General features: G+C 64.7%; 22 protein-coding genes. 13 read left to right on the top strand and 9 right to left on the bottom strand.

The window, feature by feature from the left end:
• Positions 1-15: 15 nt before the first annotated feature.
• Positions 16-753 (top strand): DNA polymerase III subunit epsilon, encoded by a 738-nt coding sequence (gene dnaQ, locus SIN08_RS09030; protein ID WP_322451233.1) that lies wholly within the window; start codon positions 16-18, stop codon positions 751-753.
• A gap of 137 nt (positions 754-890) precedes the next feature.
• On the opposite strand, the gene secB is transcribed toward dnaQ, so the two are convergent.
• Complete coding sequence (secB, locus tag SIN08_RS09025) at positions 891-1,406, bottom strand: protein-export chaperone SecB (RefSeq protein ID WP_322451232.1); 516 nt, start codon at positions 1,404-1,406, stop codon at positions 891-893.
• A 96-nt stretch (positions 1,407-1,502) separates the two neighbouring features.
• Entirely contained in the window at positions 1,503-1,994 is a 492-nt protein-coding gene (locus SIN08_RS09020; protein ID WP_322451231.1) for an FxsA family protein, read from the bottom strand.
• A 190-nt stretch (positions 1,995-2,184) separates the two neighbouring features.
• On the opposite strand from SIN08_RS09020, the gene SIN08_RS09015 reads away from it, so the two are divergent.
• Genes SIN08_RS09015 through SIN08_RS09000 form a run of 4 tightly spaced genes read left to right on the top strand, consistent with a single transcriptional unit; the run spans position 2,185 to position 4,958 of the window.
• Positions 2,185-2,895 (top strand): Tim44/TimA family putative adaptor protein, encoded by a 711-nt coding sequence (locus SIN08_RS09015; RefSeq protein WP_322451230.1) that lies wholly within the window; start codon positions 2,185-2,187, stop codon positions 2,893-2,895.
• A gap of 40 nt (positions 2,896-2,935) precedes the next feature.
• Positions 2,936-4,045 carry a murein transglycosylase A gene (locus SIN08_RS09010; protein ID WP_322451229.1) on the top strand — a complete coding sequence of 370 codons (1,110 nt, stop codon included), beginning with the start codon at positions 2,936-2,938 and terminating at the stop codon, positions 4,043-4,045.
• Positions 4,042-4,581 carry a Smr/MutS family protein gene (locus SIN08_RS09005; RefSeq protein WP_322451228.1) on the top strand — a complete coding sequence of 180 codons (540 nt, stop codon included), beginning with the start codon at positions 4,042-4,044 and terminating at the stop codon, positions 4,579-4,581. Before SIN08_RS09010 ends, SIN08_RS09005 begins: the two co-directional genes overlap by 4 nt.
• Positions 4,578-4,958 carry a helix-turn-helix transcriptional regulator gene (locus tag SIN08_RS09000; protein WP_322451227.1) on the top strand — a complete coding sequence of 127 codons (381 nt, stop codon included), beginning with the start codon at positions 4,578-4,580 and terminating at the stop codon, positions 4,956-4,958. The genes SIN08_RS09005 and SIN08_RS09000 overlap by 4 nt, the downstream gene beginning before the upstream one ends.
• 19 nt (positions 4,959-4,977) lie before the next feature.
• On the opposite strand, the gene SIN08_RS08995 is transcribed toward SIN08_RS09000, so the two are convergent.
• From SIN08_RS08995 to hslV, 4 genes are all read right to left on the bottom strand, one after another.
• A complete protein-coding gene (locus SIN08_RS08995) occupies positions 4,978-5,946 on the bottom strand; it encodes a DUF1402 family protein (protein WP_322451226.1) in 969 nt (322 codons plus the stop codon).
• A gap of 116 nt (positions 5,947-6,062) precedes the next feature.
• On the bottom strand, positions 6,063-7,373 hold the full coding sequence (gene hslU / locus SIN08_RS08990; protein ID WP_322451225.1) for an ATP-dependent protease ATPase subunit HslU: 1,311 nt from the start codon (positions 7,371-7,373) through the stop codon (positions 6,063-6,065).
• The gene (locus SIN08_RS08985) at positions 7,370-7,912 is read right to left on the bottom strand and encodes a GNAT family N-acetyltransferase (RefSeq protein ID WP_322451224.1); all 543 of its coding nucleotides are present in this window, start codon (positions 7,910-7,912) and stop codon (positions 7,370-7,372) included. Before SIN08_RS08985 ends, hslU begins: the two co-directional genes overlap by 4 nt.
• Positions 7,902-8,450, bottom strand: coding sequence for an ATP-dependent protease subunit HslV (gene hslV, locus SIN08_RS08980; RefSeq protein WP_322451223.1), 549 nt, complete (start codon positions 8,448-8,450; stop codon positions 7,902-7,904). The genes SIN08_RS08985 and hslV overlap by 11 nt, the downstream gene beginning before the upstream one ends.
• Before the next feature lie 168 nt (positions 8,451-8,618).
• On the opposite strand from hslV, the gene hisB reads away from it, so the two are divergent.
• From hisB to coaA, 7 genes are read left to right on the top strand one after another with little or no spacing between them, the layout of a single operon-like run.
• A complete protein-coding gene (hisB, locus tag SIN08_RS08975) occupies positions 8,619-9,227 on the top strand; it encodes an imidazoleglycerol-phosphate dehydratase HisB (RefSeq protein ID WP_322451222.1) in 609 nt (202 codons plus the stop codon).
• An 8-nt stretch (positions 9,228-9,235) separates the two neighbouring features.
• Positions 9,236-9,718, top strand: a complete 483-nt coding sequence (locus SIN08_RS08970; RefSeq protein WP_322451221.1) for a DUF2628 domain-containing protein — start codon at positions 9,236-9,238, stop codon at positions 9,716-9,718.
• 2 nt (positions 9,719-9,720) lie between these two features.
• Positions 9,721-10,371, top strand: coding sequence for an imidazole glycerol phosphate synthase subunit HisH (hisH, locus tag SIN08_RS08965; protein ID WP_322451220.1), 651 nt, complete (start codon positions 9,721-9,723; stop codon positions 10,369-10,371).
• Complete coding sequence (hisA, locus tag SIN08_RS08960; protein ID WP_322451219.1) at positions 10,368-11,102, top strand: 1-(5-phosphoribosyl)-5-[(5-phosphoribosylamino)methylideneamino]imidazole-4-carboxamide isomerase; 735 nt, start codon at positions 10,368-10,370, stop codon at positions 11,100-11,102. The genes hisH and hisA overlap by 4 nt, the downstream gene beginning before the upstream one ends.
• The gene (gene hisF / locus SIN08_RS08955; protein ID WP_322451218.1) at positions 11,099-11,896 is read left to right on the top strand and encodes an imidazole glycerol phosphate synthase subunit HisF; all 798 of its coding nucleotides are present in this window, start codon (positions 11,099-11,101) and stop codon (positions 11,894-11,896) included. Before hisA ends, hisF begins: the two co-directional genes overlap by 4 nt.
• Positions 11,893-12,231, top strand: coding sequence for a phosphoribosyl-ATP diphosphatase (locus tag SIN08_RS08950; RefSeq protein WP_322451217.1), 339 nt, complete (start codon positions 11,893-11,895; stop codon positions 12,229-12,231). The genes hisF and SIN08_RS08950 overlap by 4 nt, the downstream gene beginning before the upstream one ends.
• Positions 12,232-12,254: 23 nt before the next feature.
• Positions 12,255-13,214 (top strand): type I pantothenate kinase, encoded by a 960-nt coding sequence (coaA, locus tag SIN08_RS08945; RefSeq protein WP_322451216.1) that lies wholly within the window; start codon positions 12,255-12,257, stop codon positions 13,212-13,214.
• 93 nt (positions 13,215-13,307) lie between these two features.
• Here coaA and SIN08_RS08940 read toward each other — a convergent pair whose 3' ends face one another.
• The 3 genes from SIN08_RS08940 to SIN08_RS08930 all read right to left on the bottom strand — a co-directional run bounded on the left by SIN08_RS08940 (position 13,308) and on the right by SIN08_RS08930 (position 16,141).
• Complete coding sequence (locus SIN08_RS08940) at positions 13,308-13,931, bottom strand: alpha-ketoglutarate-dependent dioxygenase AlkB (protein ID WP_322451215.1); 624 nt, start codon at positions 13,929-13,931, stop codon at positions 13,308-13,310.
• Between the two features lie 97 nt (positions 13,932-14,028).
• A complete protein-coding gene (gene arfB, locus SIN08_RS08935) occupies positions 14,029-14,463 on the bottom strand; it encodes an alternative ribosome rescue aminoacyl-tRNA hydrolase ArfB (RefSeq protein WP_322451214.1) in 435 nt (144 codons plus the stop codon).
• Between the two features lie 67 nt (positions 14,464-14,530).
• On the bottom strand, positions 14,531-16,141 hold the full coding sequence (locus SIN08_RS08930; RefSeq protein WP_322451213.1) for a phosphoenolpyruvate carboxykinase: 1,611 nt from the start codon (positions 16,139-16,141) through the stop codon (positions 14,531-14,533).
• 341 nt (positions 16,142-16,482) lie between these two features.
• On the opposite strand from SIN08_RS08930, the gene SIN08_RS08925 reads away from it, so the two are divergent.
• A complete protein-coding gene (locus SIN08_RS08925) occupies positions 16,483-17,184 on the top strand; it encodes a response regulator transcription factor (protein WP_322451212.1) in 702 nt (233 codons plus the stop codon).
• The last annotated feature ends 5 nt before the right edge of the window (positions 17,185-17,189 follow it).

Here is a 17,189-nt window from a genome sequence, read left to right as displayed (position 1 = left end):
CGGGGAGCGAATCGGATGCGCGAGATCATTTTCGATACGGAGACGACCGGCCTCGACTCACGCGAGGATCGCGTCATCGAGCTTGGCTGCGTGGAACTGGACAACCGGTTTCCCACCGGCCGCACGCTGCATCTGTTCATCAATCCCGAAGGGCGCCCGGTCCATCCCGACGCCCACGCCGTTCACGGCATCTCCGATGCGGATCTCGCCGACAAGCCGACATTCGCCGAGATTCTGGAGGATTTCCTGGCGTTCATCGAGGATGCCAAGCTGATTGCCCACAATGCCAATTTCGACATAGGCTTTATCAACGCCGAATTCGACCGATTGGGACAGCCTTTCGTGGACCCGGCGCGCGTTGTCGACACGTTGGCCATTGCCCGCCGCAAGCATCCGATGGGACCGAACTCGCTGGATGCGCTCTGCCGCCGTTACGGGATCGACAATTCGCGGCGCACCAAGCACGGCGCACTTCTAGATGCCGAGCTCCTGGCGGAAGTCTATATCGAGCTTGCCGGCGGCAAGCAGGCGACCTTCGGTCTTGAGGTGGCGCCGGCCAAGCCTGCCGAGGGAGAACGGCAAGCGGGCGGTCCGGTCACACTCGGCAGCCGTGTCCGCCCGTTAGCACCGCGTCTCAGCCCCGCCGAGCGCCAGGCGCACGCGGCGATGGTCGCGGAAATCGGCGAAAACGCACTTTGGCTGAAGACCGGACACGGCATGTCCGAGGATGGAAAACAGGCCGAAAGCGCTTAGAGCGGGGTGAAATCGGCTGACCGTCCCCAAAGGGGCAACCGCAACCCGTCCGCATTTCATGCCGCCAGCCGGTTGCGCCCAAAGAAAAGCCAGGCTGAGCCGCCTGGCTTCGTGCGCCTCATCCCGGGAACAGAGGTTCAGGTCACTTGCACCTTGCTCTTTGTCTGCTCCTCGGCGATGCGCTGCTGGAACATGCGCGCGAAGTCGATCGGATCGATCATGAGCGGCGGGAACCCGCCGCCCCGCGTCGCGTCGGCGATCACCTGCCGCGCGAACGGGAAGAGAAGACGCGGGCACTCGATGAAGAGCAGGGGCAGCATGCGTTCCTGGGGCACGTTCTGGATGCGGAACACCCCGCCGTAGACCAGCTCGACATTGAACAGAACCGAATTGTCGGCCTCGGCTCGTGCGTTCAGCGTCAGAACAACGTCATACTCGGTGCCACCCAGCGGATTGGCGTTGACGTTGACGTTGATGTTGATCGCGGGTGCCTTGTCGCGTGCGCGTAGTGATTGCGGCGCGCCGGGGCTCTCGAAGGAAAGATCCTTGATATACTGGGTCAGCACGCTGAGGCTGGCCTGGGCGCCGTTGCCGTCCGTGCCCTTCGCCTCACCCTGCTTCGCCTGGGGGTTTTCCTGCGGTTTTTCAGCCATCCGCCTGCGTCCTCGTCACTCAAGCGCCTGTCCGGCGCGTCCCACTATCGCAGCGCTGCTAGCACGGGCTTCATGGCAAGACAAGCACACGGGGGGTCATTCGCCTCGCCCGCCCGGTCCCCGCCACGGCGATTGATCGGGATCGGTGCTGGAATAGTCGCTCATATCGAGATCGATCACCCGGTCCTGCGGACGCTGGCGCGGGTCGCCCTGCGGCCTGGAGCCGCCGATGATCACGATGCGCTTGCGCAGGAACGCCCACCCCGCTTCACGCAGCGCGGGGATGAACAAGAGGAATCCGAGTGTATCGGTCACGAAGCCGGGGGTCAGGAGAAGAATACCGGCGATCAGAATCATGAAGCCGTGCACCAGTTCCCGTCCCGGCATGCGGCCCTCGTCCATCGTCTTGCGAATCCGTGCCATGACCCCGAACCCCTGGACGCGCAGGAGAATGGATCCGCCGATGGCGGTCGCCAGCACCAGACCCAGCGTCGCCAGGACACCGATCTGTTGACCCACCAGCACGAAAACCGCGATTTCGAGCAGGGGAATCGCAAGCAGCAGGAATGGAATTATGGAGAATGGCACTTTTTTGGTTTAACCTCGTTTCGTGAAGAGGAGTGAAACCTCGTATGCGGTAAGATAGGAACGCACCGCGATCATTTGAATGATCAGTGTGTGCGTTCTATATGCCAATCAATGCGGCGGCACTGGGCCGCCGCCGGCGAGGGCGCCCCGCATATCGGGCGCAACGACAAAGCGGCTTTGGCTGGGCAAAATGGAATTTTTCGATTTCGGTACGATTTTCTTCCTGGTCGCGGCGGTCGTGATCTTCTTCCAGCTGCGCAACGTGCTCGGCCGCCGCACGGGGAACGAGCGCCCGCCCTTCGACCCCTACACCGCCGGGCGCACCCGCCAATCGGAGTCGCGCAAGGCGGACCAGTCCGACAATGTGGTCTCCCTGCCGCGACGCAAGGGCGGCGCCGAGAACGAGGAGAACTACACCGCCATCGATGCCGTCGCCGAGCCCGGCACGGAGCTCAACAAGGGCCTTCGCGCCATCAAGGACGCCGACCCCTCCTTCGACCCCGCGGGCTTCGTGGAGGGCGCGAAGCTGGCCTACGAGATGATCGTCATGGCATATGCCGACGGTGACCGGCGCACGCTCAAGAACCTTCTGTCGCGCGACGTCTATGAAGGGTTCGTCTCGGCCATCGACGAGCGCGAGAAGCGCTCGGAGAAGATCGAATCCTCTTTCGTGGGCATCGACAAGGCTGCAATCGTCGGCGCCGAGATGAAGGGCACGGAAGCGCACGTTACAATGCGCATCGTCAGCGAGTTGATTTCCGCCACGCGTGACAGCGCCGGCAGCATCATTGACGGTGATCCGGAAACCGTGGCCGAGGTGAAGGATGTCTGGACCTTCGCCCGCGACACCCGCGCCCGCGACCCCAACTGGAAGCTGGTGGCCACAGAAGCCGAGGAGTGATCTCCTTGCGGCCGGCCCGCGGCCAAGGGGAGGTGCCCCCTTGAGCCTGTCGACCCTATTCCGACCCATCTCCTATTCCGATCTGCCGGGATGGTCGACCGACACGGTTTCGGCCGCTTTCCCGACATTCCGGCGCTGTGCCTTTCAGGCCTCGCTGCGGCCCTACCGCACCGGTCGTCTGGGCGTTCGTGCGGAGGCATTCGCCGAGGCGTTCGCTGATGCCCGTGCGATAGTGGGCGCGGTTGCCGAAGAGACGGCACGCCGCTTCTTCGAGCGGCATTTCGTCCCCTTTAGGATCGAGGCGGAACAGGGGGCGGCAGGCTTCGTCACCGGCTATTACGAGCCCGAGGTCGAGGCTTCGCCGGTGGGTGAGGGGCGCTTCACCGTGCCGCTTTACCGCCGGCCCGACGATCTGGTTGACGTCGACGGACAGGACCTGCCGCGCGACCTCGACCCCTCCTTCGCCTTTGCCCGATGCGCCGGCGGGCGGCTCGTTGCCTATCACGACCGCCAGGCGATCGATCGCGGCGCACTCGCGGGCCGCGGTCTCGAGTTGTGCTGGCTGGCCGACCGGGTGGATGCCTTCTTTATCCATGTGCAGGGTGCCGCCCGCCTTTCCATGACGGACGGGACCACCCGGCGCATCACCTACGCGGCCAAGTCCGGCCACCCCTTCACCGGCATCGGTGGCGTGCTCGCCGAATTGGGCGAGATTCCGCGCGAGCGGGTCACCATGCAGGCGATCCGCGCATGGCTCGCCCGTAATCCGCACCGCGTGGACGAGATCCTCTGGCACAACAGATCCTATATCTTCTTCCGCGAAACTCCTGCGGGAGAGTCGGATCTCGGACCCGTCGCCGCAGCCAAGGTGCAGCTCGAGGCAGGGCGCTCGCTGGCTGTCGATCGCATTCTGCACACTTTCGCCACGCCGTTCTTCGTCGATGCACCCGATCTGTCGGTCGACGGACGGCCGTACCGCCGCCTGATGATCGCCCAGGACACGGGCTCGGCCATCACGGGGCCGGCGCGCGGCGATCTCTTCATGGGCACCGGCGGTGCCGCCGGCTCGGTCGCCGGCGTTATCCGGCACAAGGCCGTGTTTCATGCACTGCTCCCGCGCGCGCTGATGCGGGAGGGGAGGGGGCAGTGAGCCGCAAGCGCCTGTCGGCGGAGGATCGCGTGCTTTGGAGCCGCGTGGCGCGCACGGCGACGCCGCTGCCGGGAAAGACCCTCCCGGCGGAGGAGGAAGTACCGTCTCCGCCCGCGGCGACGCGGAAGCAGGACGACGCACCGGCAGGGTCGCTGTTCGACACGCAAACGCGCCCCGCCCCGCCGGAAAAGCCGCGCCCGCGCAAGCTCGATGCCCCGACGCGTGAAAAGCTCGCCCGCGGCCGTCTGGAGATCGCAGGGCGTGTCGACCTGCACGGCCTCACGCAGGAAGAGGCGCACATGCTCCTGCTCTCCTTCCTGCGCCGCGCCTATGAGGCCGAGCGGCGCTACGTGCTGGTCATCACCGGCAAGGGCACTTCGAGTGGCGGCAGGGGGGTTCTGCGCCGGGCGGTGCCCGAGTGGCTCTCGACGCCGCCATTCCGCGCCATCGTCGGTGGCTACGAGGAGGCGGCACGAAGCCATGGGGGCTCCGGAGCGCTGTATATCCGGCTGCGGCGTGCGGGAGGGCGGCGATGACGCCCTTTGCCAGGCGCGTACGCGAATTGCGACAGGCGCAGGGCGTCAGTCAGAAGGACATGGCCACTGCGCTCGGCGTCACCCCGGCCTATCTCTCCGCGCTGGAGCACGGCCGGCGAAGCCCGCCCAACTGGGCCATGGTCCAGAAGATAATCGGCTATTTCAACGTCATCTGGGATGAGGCGGACGATCTGCAACGCCTGGCGGAGCTGTCCCATCCGCGCGTTGTCGTCGACACCGCGGGCCTGCCGGAGAGGGCCACGGCGATCGCCAATCTGCTTGCCCGAAACATCGCCGATCTCGACGAGAAGGAACTTACGCGGCTCTACGAGACGCTATCCGCGATCCTGAACGATAGGCGCCGAGAAGAACCGTGAAGCCGAATGGCCGCCACGATCAGGAATCGGCCAGAAGCGCCTCGAGCTCTTCCTGCTTGTCGTTCACCAGCCAGCCGTAATAGTTCACCTTGGGCAGTTTCGGTGCCCGGCCCTGCTTGCGGCGCAGCCGGTTCTCCGTGGCAAGCCGGGCAGCGCGTGTTTCCGGATTGCCGACATTGTAGAGCGTCGCCGTCAGCCCCGGATTGCTGCTGATGTCGAACCCCGCGATATCGGCATAGGCATCGATCGCTTTCTTGAGCGTCGCGGCGACATAGTAGAGCGTGATGTCCGGATTCATGATAGTGCGGTAGACCTGCTGCGCATCGCCGTAATCGAGCTTTTCCAGCCCGGTGACCTCATGCACCATATCCGTCACCTGAAGGGCCGTCAGCGGATTCAACTGCCCGATCCCGAAGGTCTGGCCGGCATAGAAGGGTTGAAAGAAGACGGCGCTGAAGCGGTCGTCAGGGAAGCGCTTGCCCTCGACGGTCCTGCCGCGAAAGGCCTTGTCCCAGACCGCTTCGCGGCAGCTCCACACTTCATGGCTGCCTGCCTCCTCATCGCATAGATCGAATTGCGGACGTTCGAGGAAAGATGCCAGGCTTTCGCCGCCATGGGAGAAGGAAAAGGAGCTTTCCAGATAGGAAACGGCCTTCACATAATAGGTCTGAAGGTGGTCGTAGGCGTCCACGTTGTAGGTGTGTTCGCCGACGATCGCGCCAATGACGTGGATCGGTGCGATGCCGAACAGCGCCGCCGCCTTCCTGATCTTGGTCCTGAGCGCGGCATCGCTTTCGAGGAGCCCATAGATCTTCGCATATTTGGCGTCGAACGTGGTCCCGCCCGCACTGGTGCGCCGTGACGAGGCTCCGGGGACGGGTGGTTGCTCGGCACCGTGATTTCCAGCCGCAACGAGCTCCAACGCTTCTGCCGAGAACGCTGCCACGCTCAAGGAGAAGCCCAAGACCATGCAGTGTCTCAGCGCCATCCGCCCAACCCGACGATTATGCTTTTAGAATCCGGATGCAACCTATGGAAGGCGGCCGCGCGAGTCGAGGAGATTCGATGCGGCCGGTGCTTTTGTTGCCGAATGTGACCGTAAGCTCACAGAATGAAGCGCGACAGATCGGTGTTCTTGGCGAGATCCCCGACATTTTCATCCACATAGGCGGCATCGATCTGGACCGTCGCCCCGGAGCGGTCGGGCGCGTTGTAGGAAATGTCGTCCAGGACGCGCTCCATCACCGTCTGCAGCCGCCGCGCGCCGATGTTCTCGACGCTCGCGTTGAGATCCACGGCGATCGCCGCCAGCCGGTCGATCGCGTCGTCGGTGAATTCGAGCTCGACACCTTCCGTCTGCATGAGAGCCACATATTGCTTGATGAGGCTGGCCTCCGTCTCCGTCAGGATGCGGCGGAAATCCTCTTTCTCGAGGGCCCTGAGCTCGACCCGGATGGGCAGGCGGCCCTGCAGTTCGGGCAGAAGGTCCGAAGGCTTCGACACATGGAAGGCGCCGGAGGCGATGAAGAGAATGTGGTCGGTCTTCACGGGCCCGTATTTGGTCGCCACGGTCGTGCCCTCGACCAGCGGCAGGAGATCGCGCTGCACGCCTTCGCGCGAGACGCCCGCCCCCGTGCCGCCCTCGCGGGTAGCGATCTTGTCGACCTCGTCCAGGAAGACGATGCCGTCGTTTTGTGCCGATTCCAGAGCGCGCTGTGCGACCTCGTCCTCGTCGAGCAACTTGTCCGATTCGTCGTTGATCAGGTGCTTGTAGGAGTCCTTGACCGTCGTCTTGACGGTCTTGGTGCGCCCGCCGCCCATGGCCTTCTGCAGCATGTCGTTGATGTTCAGCACACCGACGTTGGCCCCCGGCATACCGGGGATCTCGAAGCCGCCCATGCCGCCGCCGGTGTCTGCCACCTCGATATCGATCTCCTTGTCGTCCATCTCGCCGGCCCGGAGCTTCTGGCGGAAGCTGTCACGCGTGGCAGGGCTTGCCGTTTTGCCCACTAGCGCCTCCAGAACCCGCTCCTCCGCGTTCATATGCGCGCGTGCCTTGACGTTCTCACGCATCTTCTCGCGGGTGAGCCCGATCGAGACCTCGACGAGGTCGCGGATGATCTGCTCCACGTCGCGGCCGACATAGCCGACCTCGGTGAACTTAGTCGCCTCCACCTTCATGAAAGGCGCACCCGCCAGCTTCGCGAGGCGGCGTGAAATCTCCGTCTTGCCGACGCCGGTGGGGCCGATCATCAGGATATTTTTCGGCATCACTTCCTCGCGCAGCCCCTCTTCGAGCTGCTGCCGGCGCCAGCGGTTTCTCAGCGCGATCGCCACCGCGCGCTTGGCGTCCTTCTGGCCGATAATGTAGCGGTCGAGCTCGGAGACGATCTCGCGGGGGGAAAAGTTGGTCATGACAGGGTCTCGTTTGCGTATTCGTGGTGTTGCATGATCAGGACCTTCCCCGTGCGCCCCTCAAGCTCGGGAACGGGTCTGAAGCCGGCCTTTTCATAGGCGCGGACGGCGCGCAGGTTTTCGCGGTCGGGATCGATGATAACGGTGTCGAAACCGTCTCTCCTGAGTTTGGCGACAAAAACCGACAGCGCCGCAGAACCGACTCCCCTGGACAGCCAGGCCGCCTCGCCGATGGTCAGGTCGACGCCGACGGCATCCGCCGGCAGCGTCTTCAGCCATGGATTTTTCTCGGTCCACGCGTCGTTCTGGTGATGGCCGACGAACCAGTACTGGATATAGCCTACCGGCTCCTCGTCGAGCATGATGAGGAAAGGCCGTGTCGTGTCGCGCCCTTCCACCATGTCGCGGATGAAGCCCAGCTCCTCTTCGACCTCGCCCCACCATTCGCGCACGTGCGGCGCTCTCAGCCACTGCCTCAAGAGGGGATAGTGGCCCGGTTCCACGGGCGTGAAGCCGATTTGTCCCGGGCTATTCGGCATCAAGCGTTTCGACCATGATAGAGTCGTTGGTGTAGATGCAGATGCTGGCGGCGATCTCCATGGCGCGCCGGGCGATCTCCTCGGCGCTTTTGTCCGTGTCGAGAAGCGCGCGCGCGGCGGCAAGCGCGTAGTTGCCGCCCGAGCCGATGGCCATGACGCCCTGTTCGGGTTCCAGCACGTCGCCGTTTCCGGTCAGGGCCAGCGTCACGTTCCGGTCGGCCACCAGCATCATCGCCTCCAGCCGGCGCAGATAGCGGTCCGTGCGCCAGTCCTTGGCGAGTTCGACGCAGGCGCGCATGAGTTGCTCCGGATATTGCTCCAGCTTGTTCTCGAGCCGCTCCAGCAGCGTAAACGCATCCGCAGTGGCGCCGGCGAAACCGGCGATCACGTTGCCCTTGCCGAGGCGACGCACCTTGCGCGCATTGCCCTTCATCACGGTCTGGCCGAAGCTCACCTGCCCGTCACCGGCAATCACCACCTTGCCGCCCTTGCGGACGGTGACGATGGTCGTGGCATGCATGGAATTGTCTTCGCTCATCGCAAACTCCGTCGGTGCGCCCGGCAGCGGCGGGCCCGTCAGACGGCATATGTAAGTCCCTCGTTCCAGAATGCAAACGCGCCCCGGAAGGGGCCGGGTCGAGTGTCTGGCATTCCACGGAACATGCTGGTAGAAGGCGGACCTTCTGGGTGTGCAAAGGAAAGATTCATGGCCGCCAGCACAGAACGCCGGGCGGAGGTCAGCCGCAAGACGGGCGAGACGGATGTAATGGTTTCCGTCGATCTCGACGGCGAGGGCCGCTATGAAATCGCCACCGGCGTGGGTTTTTTCGACCATATGCTGGAGCAGCTCGCGCGCCATTCCCTCGTCGATATGACGGTGAAGGCGAGCGGCGACTTGCATGTCGACGACCATCACACGGTCGAGGATTGCGGCATCGCCATCGGCCAGGCGATCGCCAAAGCACTTGGCGAGCGGCGCGGCATTGTGCGCTACGCCTCGCTCGACCTGGCAATGGACGAGACGCTGACGCGCGCGGCGGTGGACGTCTCCGGCCGGCCGTTCCTCGTATGGCAGGTTGCCTTCCCCGCGCCGAAGATCGGTACCTTCGACACCGAGCTCGTGCGCGAGTTCTTCCATGCCCTGGCCCAGAATGCCGGCATCACGCTTCATGTGACGAACCTCTACGGCGCCAACAGCCACCATATCGCCGAAACCTGCTTCAAGGCGGTGGCGCGGGTGCTTCGGGCGGCGCTTTCGGCCGACCCCCGGCAGTCCGGCGTCGTGCCGTCCACCAAGGGAACATTGAGCGGCTGAGGACTGAGATGGCGAGCTATATGGTTCTCGAGCCCGGGATCGGGCCTTCGGAGCGAACGGAAAAGGCGGTTCTGATCCGCGACGGCTTCGCCGTGCTCGCCTTCATCGTCCCCTTCCTCTGGTTTCTGTTCCATCGCATGTGGCTGGAGGCTTTCGCCGTGCTCGCCCTCAGCCTGTCGATTGCCGCGCTCGGTATGCAGCCCGGCTTCGCGGTTCTCACGCCGATCCTTTCGCTGCTCCTGTCGTTCCTCATCGGCCTCGAGGCGCAGGCGCTGCGCGCGGCCGCCCTGCGCAGGCGCGGCTGGGTGGACTGGGGCCTCGTCGAGGCGGGAAACCGCAACGAGGCGGAGGCGCGCTATGTGGCCGAAGCGGCAGCGCGCATCGAACGCGCAGCCCCGCCCCCCGTTCCGCTCGCACCGGTGGCCGGCAAGCCCCGGCCGAGGACCGCCACTCCCGCCTTCGGCCTTCTGGACTACCCGCGAAGGACATGACGATGCGCGTTGCCCTCATAGACTACGGTTCCGGCAATCTGCGCTCCGCCGTCAAGGCTTTCGAGCGCGCCGCGCGTGAAGCGGGCGTGACCGCCGAGATCGACCTCACCGACAGTGCCGATCGGGTGCGCACCGCCGACCGCATCGTCCTGCCGGGCGTCGGCGCCTATGCGCATTGCCGTGCCGGGCTGGACGCGGTGCCCGGCATGGTGGAGGCCATCGAGGAGGTCGCAATCCGCAACGCGCGCCCGTTCCTCGGCATTTGTGTGGGCATGCAGCTCATGTCCGGGCGGGGTCTGGAAAAGACCGTCACGAAGGGCTTCGGCTGGATCGCCGGCGACGTGAAGGAAATGGAGCGCTCCGACCCCGCGCTGAAGATCCCGCAGATCGGCTGGAACACGATTCACGTGAAACATTCCCACCCGCTCTTCGACGGCATTCAGACGGGGGAGAAGGGCTTGCACGCCTATTTCGTGCACTCCTACCACCTCGCCGCCGAGCGCCCGGAGGATGTCCTGGCGGTGACGGACTACGCCGGCGAGGTTACCGCCGCCGTGGCCCGCGACAACCTCGCCGGCACCCAGTTCCATCCCGAAAAGAGCCAGGCGCTCGGCCTCGCGCTGATCGCGAACTTCCTGACGTGGAAACCATGATCCTCTTCCCCGCCATCGACCTCAAAGACGGCGAATGCGTGCGGCTCAGGCTCGGCGAGATGAGCGAGGCCACCGTCTACAACCGCAATCCCGCCGCCCAGGCGAAGGTTTTCGAGGACGAAGGCTTCGAATGGCTGCACGTGGTCGATCTGAACGGCGCCTTTGCCGGGGAAAGCCGCAACGGCGTGGCCGTGGAGGCGATCCTGCGCGCCACGAAGAACCCGGTGCAGCTCGGCGGCGGCATCCGCTCGCTGGCCCAGATTGAAGCGTGGCTCGACAAGGGGCTGGCTCGCGTCATCCTCGGCACGGTGGCCGTGCGCGATCCCGCCCTGGTGTACGAGGCCTGCCGGAAATTCCCCGGCCGGATCGCCGTCGGCATCGACGCGCGCGGCGGCAAGGTGGCCGTCGAGGGTTGGGCCGAGACATCCGACCTGTCGGCGACCGAACTCGCAAGGCGTTTCGAGGGCGCGGGCGTGGCAGCCATCATCTATACCGATATCGACCGCGACGGTGTTCTGACCGGCATCAACTGGGAGGCGACCATCGCGCTGGCCGAGGCGGTCTCCATCCCCGTCATCGCCTCCGGCGGTCTTGCTTCCATGGTCGACATCGAACGCATGACGCGGCCCGACGCGGCAAAGCTCAAAGGCGCCATCTCAGGCCGCGCGCTCTATGACGGGCGGATCCACGCGCGGGAGGCGCTCAAGATGCTCAAAGAGGCGCGTGCATGACCCTCAAGGCCCGCGTCATCCCCTGCCTCGACGTGCATAACGGCCGCGTCGTCAAGGGCGTCAATTTCGTCGATCTGGTCGACGCCGGCGATCCGGTGGAGGCGGCGAAGGCCTATGACGCGGCGGGGGCGGACGAGCTCTGCTTCCTGGATATCACGGCGAGCCACGAGAACCGGGAAACCATTTTCGACGTGGTCGCGCGCACGGCCGAGCAGTGCTTCATGCCGCTGACGGTCGGCGGCGGCGTGCGCCAGGTCTCCGACATCCGCAAGCTGCTTTTGGCCGGCGCCGACAAGGTGTCCATCAACACCGCCGCCGTGAAGGATCCGGAGTTCGTCGCCCGTGCCGCCGACAAGTTCGGCGATCAGTGCATCGTCGTCGCCATCGACGCCAAGCGCGTCTCCGCCGAGGGCGCGTCGGCGCGCTGGGAGATCTTCACCCACGGCGGGCGCAACGCGACCGGCATCGATGCTGTGGCCTTCGCCGAGCGTGTGGTCTCGCTGGGCGCGGGCGAAATTCTGCTCACCTCGATGGACCGCGACGGCACCAAGGCCGGTTACGATGTGGCGCTCACGCGTGCCGTGGCGGACGCCGTGCGTGCGCCGGTGATCGCCTCGGGCGGCGTCGGAAACCTCGATCATCTGGTGGACGGCATTCGGGAGGGGCGTGCGGCGGCCGTCCTCGCCGCCTCGATTTTCCATTTCGGAACCTATACGATCGGTGAGGCAAAGAAGCACATGGCCGCGGCGGGCATTCCCATGCGGCTCGATCAGGCGGAGGCGGGGCGCGGATGAGCGGGTTTGATTTTTCCAGGCTCGAAACCATCATCGCCGAGCGGGCCCATTCGGGCGACGAGCAGTCCTGGACAGCGCGGCTGGTCGCCGCCGGCATGCCGAAGGCCGCCCAGAAGCTCGGAGAGGAAGGCGTGGAGGCGGTCATCGCAGCCGTCTCGGGCGACCGCGATGCCCTCGTCTCGGAAAGCGCGGACCTTATCTATCACTGGCTTGTTGTGCTCCACATCGCCGGCGTCCGGCTCGACGAGGTGGTCGCCGAGCTCGAGCGGCGCACCAGTCGCTCAGGGGTCGCCGAAAAAGCCGCACGGGGCACTTCCGCCGGGTCGGAGCGCTGACAGGACCGCAGGAAAATTCGCTGATGGACCAGCTTGTTCCCACCGAGCGTTACTCTCCATACCGCATCTTCACGGCAGAGCGGTGGGCGCAGTTTCGCCACGACACCCCGCTCACGCTGACCGAAGACGAGGTGCGCCGGCTGCGCTCGCTGAACGACCCGGTGGACCTCGAGGAGGTGCGCCGCATCTACCTGTCGATGTCGCGGCTGCTTTCGGCCCATGTCGAGGCGATGCAGCTTCTGTTCCGCCAGAGGCAGGTGTTTTTCGATGCCAACGATGCGGTCAAGGCCCCGTTCATCATCGGCATCGCCGGATCGGTGGCGGTTGGAAAGTCCACCACCGCGCGTGTGCTGAAGGAGCTTCTGGCCCGCTGGCCGTCGAGCCCCAAGGTCGATCTGGTCACCACCGACGGTTTTCTCTATCCGAACGCGATCCTCCGCCAGGAAGGCCTGATGGACCGCAAGGGCTTTCCCGACAGCTACGACGTCGGCGCCATCCTGCGCTTTCTGTCCGGCATCAAAGCCAGCTTGCCCAATGTGCGGGCGCCCGTCTATTCGCACCTCACCTATGACGTGGTTCCCGGCGATTTCGTCACCATCGACCGGCCCGACATCCTCATCTTCGAGGGCATCAACGTGCTGCAGACCCGCGACCTGCCGCAGGACGGCAAGGCGGTGCCCTTCGTGTCGGACTTCTTCGATTTCTCCATCTACATCGATGCGCCGGAAGATCTGGTCCACGACTGGTATGTCGAGCGCTTCATGCGCCTGCGCGACACCGCCTTCCGCGATCCGAAGTCCTTCTTCCACCGCTATTCCAAGCTGGCGCCGAGCGCCGCCAAGGCGATCGCCGAGCAGCTCTGGCACAACATCAACCTCAAGAACCTGCGCGAGAACATCCTGCCCACCCGACCGCGCGCCGATCTCATATTGCGCAAGGGCACGAACCATCTCGTCGAAGAGGTCGCGCTCAGGAAACTGTAGCGCCCTCTCTGCCGTCATCCCGCGCAAGCCTTCGATCCACCGAGATTTTCAGAGGACGAGGCGGCAGTGTGAAGCGCCTCCGGTCCCGTGATCTCACCCCGGGTTGGGCGGATTGACCCGCCGGAGCGTCAGGTTGATGCGGCCGCCGTTCCTGAGCAGCGTTGAGGAGCCCGGATAGATCCTGTCCACGCCATGAAAGGACATCCGTCCCTCCCCGCCGAGCACGACGACATCGCCGCTTTCGAGCCGGAAGGAGACCGTCTTGCCTGAACGGCTTCTGCCGCCAACTCGGAACAGGCAGGCATCGCCCAGCGATACGGAAACCACGGGTGCGGCGAATTCCCGCTCGTCCCGGTCCTGATGCAGGCCCATCTTTGCGGTATGGTCGTAGTAGTTGACGAGACAGGCCTCCGGCGGATGCGGATAGCCGGCGAACTTTTCCCACACGGCCAGCAGCGCAGGCGGTATCGCGGGCCATGGCCGTCCCGTTTCGGGATGGGTTGCCTGATAGCGATAGCCGCCTTCCTTGTCAGTCAGCCAGCCGAGCGGACCGCAATTGGTCATGCGCACGCTCATCGGCTTGCCCGTGCGCGGCATGGTCGGGACGAAGAGCGGCGCTTCGGACACCATGGCGCGGATCGCCTCGAGCAGCGCTTCCTGCGCATCCTGGTCCAAGGCACCGGGAATATGGTGCACGCCGTTGGGCAGAGTGTTCATGAATACCGTCCGAAACGCTGTCGTCATCCGGTTTTCAGGGCAAGCCGTTCCCGTCACCATAGGGGCGCCTTGAGGCTTGGCAACCCGGTTCAGGCGCCTATTCCGGCGAAACCTTGCCGCGCAGCTTCTTGATCTGTCCGCGCCCTGATTTCGCCTTCAAACGCCTTTCGACCGCGCCCTTGGACGGCTTGGTCTTCTTGCGCGGCTTGGGCGGCGGCTCCGCTGCCCGCCTCAGGAGCTCGGCGAGGCGCGCGCGTGCGTCGGCGCGGTTCTGCTCCTGTGTTCTGAAGCGCGCGGCTTCGATGACGATTTGACCGTCCTTCGTCGCCCGGCTGCCGGCGAGCTTCAGCGCCCGCGCGCGCACGCGCTCGGGCAGATGCCGCGCATTGGCGGCGTCGAAGCGCAACTGCACCGCGGTCGCCACCTTGTTGACGTTCTGTCCGCCAGGGCCGGAGGCGCGGATGAACTGCTCCTCCAGCTCGTCTGCGGCGACAAGGATGCCGGGCTGAATATGAAGGTCGCCGTCGGCCATTATCCCTTTCCTGGTTCGTGCCCGTTGCCCGAACCAGGATGTGGCAGGATGGTGCCGCGCGGCAAGCCTATTCGGCCGCTTGCCGCATCTGCGGCGAAGCCTTCAGGACATCTGTGTCCACGTGCGATTCGAATTTCGCGAAGTTCTCGATAAACATCCCGATCAGCCGTTCCGCCTGGGCATCGAAGGCGGCCTTGTCCGGCCAGGTGCCGCGCGGATCGAGAATGCCGCTGTCGATCCCCGGCACCGCGACGGGCACGGCGAAGCCGAAATGCTCGTCGGTGCGGAATTCGGCCTGGTTCAGCGAACCGTTGAGGGCGGCTGTCAGGAGCCTCCGCGTCACCTGGATGGGCATGCGCTCGCCCGTGCCGAAGGCACCGCCGGTCCAGCCGGTGTTCACCAGCCAGCAATTGACCCCATGTCCAGCGATCAGGTCGCGCAGGAGATTGCCATAAATGGAGGGATGGCGCGGCATGAAGGGGGCGCCGAAACAGGTGGAGAAGGTGGCTTCCGGTTCCGTCACGCCCTTCTCCGTCCCGGCCACCTTGGCCGTGTAGCCGGACAGGAAGTGATACATTGCCTGCGCCGGCGAAAGCCGCGCGATCGGCGGCATCACGCCGAAGGCATCGCATGTCAGCATGATGATGTTCTTGGGATGGCCGGCCCGCCCTGTCGCGCTGGCATTGGGGATGAAATCCAGCGGATAGGCGCAGCGCGCGTTCTCCGTCAGGCTGCCGTCGTCGAAGTCCGGCACCCCGTCGGCATCGAGCACGACGTTTTCCATGAGCGTGCCGAAACGCCGCGTCGTGGCATAGATCTCCGGCTCGGCCTCCTCGGAGAGGCGGATCGTCTTGGCATAGCATCCGCCTTCGAAATTGAAGACCCCGTGTGCCCCCCAGCCGTGCTCGTCGTCGCCGAGAAGCGTGCGCGCCGGATCGGCCGAAAGCGTGGTCTTGCCCGTGCCCGACAGGCCGAAGAAGAGGGCGGCGTCGCCGTCGGGACCGACATTGGCCGAGCAATGCATCGGCATCACGCCGCGCGGCGGCAGGATATAGTTGAGCGTGGTGAAGACGGACTTCTTCATCTCGCCCGCATAGGAGGAGCCGCCGACGAGCACGATCTTGCGCGTCAGATCGACGGCGATCACCGTCTCCCCGCGACAGCCGTGCCGCGCCGGATCGCCCTTGAAGGAGGGGAAATCGATGACTGTCATCTCCGGCACGAAATCCGCCAGCTCCGCCTGTTCCGGGCGGATGAGCATGGTGCGGATGAAGAGCGAGTGCCACGCATATTCCGTGATCACGCGCGTCGGCAGGGCGTTCTCGCGGTCCGCGCCGCCGATCAGGTCCTGGACGAACAGGTCGAGACCTTCCGCATGGCGCCGGAAATCCTCGAACAACGTGTCGAATTGCGCGCGCGAGATCGCCTTGTTGTTGTCCCACCACACGACGTTTTCCGTGTCGGCATCGCGCACGATGAATCGGTCCTTGGGCGAACGGCCGGTGTGCTGGCCGGTTTCTGCCGCCAGGGCACCGTGCACGGTGAGCCGCGCCTCGCGGCGCCGGATCGCTTCCTCGTACAGATCCCGCGTCGGGAGATTGTAAAAGACGGTGCCCTTGGTCTTCAGATTGCTTTTTTCGATCCCGCTGGCGGGATTGCGATGGCCGGTCTCATCCATGTTTCGCTACCAGATTTGCGTTGATCCTCCGCCGCCAGCAAACCGGGCAAAACCCCTCCGGCAGGCGAAGATTGTCTCAACCAGAAAAGCGCAGCGATTTCAAATCATTAATCGATTTAAAGATTTTAAGCGCGATTTAAATCGGTTATAGGGGTTCAATTCACCTGTCCCCCGTCCTACCTGCCGCCGGGATTTCACGTAGCGCGTGCACAAACTGTCGCAGGCCGGGCGGTGAAGTGACTCTGCCCGCAGAATGTGCCACATTTTGTACCCAATTTGTCCTGCATCTGCGCACGATTGCAGCAGGAAGGGACACCCGCATGACGAGGGAGCCGCACGACATGGCAACAATCGCGCTCGTTGATGACGACCGCAATATTCTGACGTCGGTCTCGATCGCGCTGGAATCGGAGGGCTACCGCGTGGAGACCTATACCGACGGAGCTTCGGCGCTGGAGGGGCTGAGCGCCCGCCCGCCCTCGCTCGCAATACTGGACATCAAGATGCCGCGCATGGATGGGATGGAGCTCTTGCGCCGGCTCCGGCAGAAGAGCGACATTCCCGTGATCTTCCTCACTTCGAAGGACGACGAGATCGACGAGCTCTTCGGGCTCAAGATGGGCGCGGACGATTTCGTCCGCAAACCCTTTTCGCAGAGGCTTCTGGTGGAGCGGGTACGGGCCGTCCTGCGCCGCGCGAGCGCGCGCGAGGCCACGGCGAAGGTCGCCGACAAGCAGTCACGTTCCCTGGAGCGCGGCCATCTCGTCATGGACCAGGAACGCCACACCTGCACCTGGCGGGGCGAGCCCGTCACGCTGACCGTCACCGAATTTCTCATCCTGCATGCCTTGGCGCAGCGCCCCGGCGTGGTGAAAAGCCGTGACGCACTGATGGACTCGGCCTATGACGAGCAGGTCTATGTCGACGACAGAACCATCGACAGCCACATCAAGCGGCTGCGCAAGAAGTTCAAGTCCGTCGACGGCACTTTCGATATGATCGAAACCCTTTACGGTGTCGGATACCGTTTCCGGGAAGCCTAACGATT

Source organism: Chelativorans sp. M5D2P16 (genome assembly GCF_034427935.1).
Taxonomy (GTDB): Bacteria; Pseudomonadota; Alphaproteobacteria; order Rhizobiales; family Rhizobiaceae; genus Chelativorans.
Note: the sequence above shows the minus strand (reverse complement) of the source record. Positions and strands in the feature narration are given on the sequence as shown.